At 43.0% G+C, this 4,119-nt stretch carries 3 protein-coding genes; all 3 read right to left on the minus strand.

Annotation, left to right across the window (positions count from 1 at the left end):
• Positions 1–33: 33 nt before the first annotated feature.
• Positions 34–870 carry a DUF3153 domain-containing protein gene (locus NJ959_RS26465; protein ID WP_254014750.1) on the minus strand — a complete coding sequence of 279 codons (837 nt, stop codon included), beginning with the start codon at positions 868–870 and terminating at the stop codon, positions 34–36.
• Between the two features lie 127 nt (positions 871–997).
• Positions 998–1,810, minus strand: a complete 813-nt coding sequence (locus tag NJ959_RS26470; protein WP_254014751.1) for a WecB/TagA/CpsF family glycosyltransferase — start codon at positions 1,808–1,810, stop codon at positions 998–1,000.
• A gap of 802 nt (positions 1,811–2,612) precedes the next feature.
• On the minus strand, positions 2,613–3,776 hold the full coding sequence (locus NJ959_RS26475) for a glycosyltransferase family 4 protein (protein ID WP_254014752.1): 1,164 nt from the start codon (positions 3,774–3,776) through the stop codon (positions 2,613–2,615).
• Between the last annotated feature and the right edge of the window lie 343 nt (positions 3,777–4,119).

The following is a 4,119-nucleotide window of genomic DNA, read 5'->3' on the forward strand; positions in this document are numbered from 1 at the left end:
GGCCTCGATCGGGGAGGGTTGGGGAGGGGTTAATTATGCTTCCGCCTCTAATGTTTCAGATGAAATGACATCAATATCACTTCCCGTCCCAGGAAAAGACTGATATTTCAGATAATAGCCAGCTAATACGATCGCAATTATTGCGATCGTACCAATTCCCACAGGACTAGGGACCCAAAAGATAACTTCCAGATGGTTTAACTCACCAGGATCGAGGTTCCACAAAAGCTTCCGCCCATTATCGTCAATTTGGGCAGTGACAGTATTAATACCTGCGGGGGCAAGTTTGGCTCCCCAAGGTGTCTGCAAACTGAATTGTAAATCCAAAAGGGAACTTGGACTGATGATGGCATTACCATCTGAAGACATGATGGCGAGCGATCGCAAATCTAACTCATAGCTTAACTGATTCCGTTGGACTACAAAAAAGTTAAGTTGCTTCAGGTTTAACTTTGAGTCAATAGTGGGTAAATCTCCCGTATCTCCCGTTGTCGAGGGGGACTTTTCCTCCGTACCTGAATTAAAAAATTGGTCATACTTAGCGAGTAATTCCGGTCCTCCGCTAAAGGGGATTGTCACTAAAATTGTTTCGCCAGAAATTCGTTTAGCGTTGCCTTGAAGTTGTTTAGCTCGCTTCTCGATACTTTTAAACCATTCCGTAACTTGCTCTTTGCTAAAGCTAGCAATTTGTTCTCCCAACTCAATTTTCTGGACAATCGCGCCGCTGTTTTCATGATTAAATGAAACAGCCATATCATATTTTACACAGCCTGAAAGCAGGAGCGATGCTAACAAGACAACCCAAAGTACACGAACTCTTCTGAGCGTCCGACGGATTAACAATGATATATTCACTACAGCTAATTTCACAAACTCTTCTCCCTTTCTCGGCTTGACAGTTGTTCGATCCTGACGCAAAAAGTGTTAAGGATCAAGTATCAAGGATGAAGTCTTTACTTATCGATACATATCGCCATTGAGATTTTCCCACCAGACTTTAATACTCTGGGTTTCTCAGGGGCAGTAATTTCATCAGCTGTAGACAGAGGAGAATCACATATATCGGATTGAACAACATATACCTCTTCCAAAGGCGGACAGGTTCGCGCACGAACCTATAGAGCCATTCTAATCCCAGATCTTGCATTAATATGGGAGCTTCCGGAAGATTCCCCGCGTGCATGTCAAAGGCCGCTCCGACACATAGTATGGGACAATCAAGTTTATCGCGATGTTCAAATGCCCATTTTTCTTGCTTAGGACACCCCAAGCTTACAAATACAATACCCGCTCCCGATTGGCTAATTTGTCGGATATGTTCGGCATCTTCCTCTGGGCTGAGGGTACGGAATGGAGGGGAAATTGCCCCGGCGACAATCAAGTTGGGAAATTGTTTGGTAAGATTGATCCGTAAATTTCTCAGTACTGATTTTGTCGAACCGTAGAAAAATATAGAGATACCTTCTTCTGCTGCTCTTTTACATAAACGTAACATGAGTTCAGGTCCCCGTACTCGATCTTGTAGGGACTTTTGACCAGGCTTCCGGAGCAGATTCATCGCCCAACGCACGGGCTGTCCGTCAGGGACAACTAGGGGAAATTGCTTAACCCTATATCCGTGTCCATTTGCGTCAAGATATGCCTCTGTCAGACTATGGACATTGACTGCTGCTACCGGAAGAGATTTACGGTTTTTGGCACTTTGAATGATTAATTCCGTTGATTCTTGATATGTAGTTCTATTCACTCCAATTCCTAGGACACTGGTTTTGCTGGCAGACACTACTAAAGTTTTGGTTACAGTATTCATATTTACTCTGAAAGCCCCTGAGCTTATATTTTGGTGTTTTTGTTGTAGCAAACCAACCATCAAAAGCTGTTGCAAGTACGAGGACAGAATTTAATTTAGTATTAATTCTGCTTTAATTTGGAAAGTTGACTAGACAGATAAAATGTTTTTAATGTTCCTCTAAAAATTACTTATTTTTTTTTTAGGAAAATTTTGAATAAAATCATCTAAGAATGAAAGATAATTCATGTTGCCAACAACATTTACCTCCCACACCAAAAATTAAGTAATTTGACACCAAAAAAAATGCGCTATACTGTGTTTTCTACTGTACTTTGTTGACAAGTACTTTGTCCCTATCAACCAAACTGCCATTCTGGTTGTCCGATGGCAATGACAAGGCTATTTCAATTCAGGGGTCTAAAATAGGGTGAGAAACTCTCTTACACCTCTGTAGCTACAATCTCTCAAAATCAGCTAATTGTCAAGTCCTTTCTAAGCAAGAGGTTTCAGGGGAAGTGGCACACAAGTATAAGGGGCTACTTCCAGACACTAAACCACTTATAGCAAAAGTCAGGCATTCACCCCTTGAGATCGCTCCTGTGAATTAGTTCTGGCTTTTGAGGATGTCCTAACCGAGGAAAGCGACTGCTATAGCTGGAAATACTAATAGTATCATAGAAGACAAAGGTCTCAAAAATTAATTAATATTTCAACAAGTCAAATTTATGCCTCTGGTTTGACACTATAGTAGGGGGAGAGAATCTCGATTTTTCTTAATATATCCCCCACCATAGCTCTACCCAGCTTGGTAGCGGGCAGTTTACTCCGTGGCCTTCTGGTAAATCTCCATCAGTTGTTGGTAGTTAGCCTCAGCCGTGTACTTGGCTTCAAATTCAACACGAGTATCCCGACGCATCTGGGTTAATTCTGCTGGATGTGCTAAAGCCCACTCCACTTTGGCTGCCAAGTCTTCCGAGTCACCAGGGCGGAAGTGGATACCCGTGCGGCTTGGGTGAATCAGAGCAGAGAGACTGCCGATTTGACTGGCAATAACGGGGACACCGACAGCATAAGCTTCGACTATTGTCATGGGAAAACCCTCGTACCACAAAGAGGGAAAGATTAAGATCAGTGCCTCTTTCATTAAAGCTAACACTTCATTTTTGCTAAGTCGCCCCAGCAACTCCACTCCCGGCACTTTCTGGGCTGCCTCAGCAACCTGTAAAGTCTGAGGACCATCTCCGACAATTTTGAGGGGAATCTTGCCATCCAGATGTTTCCAGGCAGCGATGAGTGTGTCTAGTCCTTTTTCCTGGGAAAGTCTTCCCACGAATAGTGCGTATCCTCCAGCGCCAGTGCCAAAACCAGGATCGGGATGGAGGAAATTAGGCTTAACGACAATTTTACTACCAGGTAACCCTCCGGCGATGAACTTCTGACGGGCAAAGTCGGTGAGGGTAATATATAAGTTTACGCGATCGCGCCAAGTACCTCTAGCACGATGAAGGGTAAGCATAGCAGTAACGGCGGCTGTTGCTGCCCGATTACCCCGATAGCAGGAGTGAACGACTCCTGGCCAAGGAATAACTTTTCCCAGACAATCCTCACAAACACCTCCATCCCGGAAAAATTCGGCATTGGCACAGAGAAGTCGGTAGTTATGTAATGTCTGGACTACAGGTACGCCCGCTTCATAACAAGCATCGTAAACTGCTGGGGATAGGAGCGGAAAAAAGTTATGGACGTGGACGATATCGGGTTTGAAACTAGCAATTATCTCACTTACTCGTTGTTTTGAGGAATAGGAATAAATAGTATTGGCAGCAGTTTTGATTTGACTCCACAAACCTGTAATGTCATCATTACTGACTTCTAGCCAAGCGACACTGTGACCATTGTCTTCGAGTAAAGTTTTCTCTGACTGGGCTACCACATCCTCACCTCCAGGAATTTGGTAGCGGTTATGTAGTACTAGTACTCTCATTGTTGTTGGTTGTTGGTTGTTTGTTGTTTGTTGTTTGTTTTAACTGAGATCTTGCACCAATGTCAATAAGCCTGAAAAAGCTTAATTTTTGGTGACCACATTAACGGATTATCAAGGGTTGTAGCTTTTTATTGAGAATGGTGCAAGATCTCAATTTTAACTAAAAGCTAACCCATTCATTACTAATTTCGATAATTTTAGAAGTAGAGTTTTGTTAAATTGGTATTTCTCTTCAAATAAACTGGTTTTTTGAGATAGGGTCAATCGCACTTACCAGATTAAGTTTATCTAATGAGGGGTTCGGGGAGCGATAAGACCCCCGCCATAATGGTACTCCATTTGG

This window comes from Limnofasciculus baicalensis BBK-W-15, from assembly GCF_024178385.1.
GTDB lineage: Bacteria > Cyanobacteriota > Cyanobacteriia > Cyanobacteriales > Coleofasciculaceae > Limnofasciculus > Limnofasciculus baicalensis.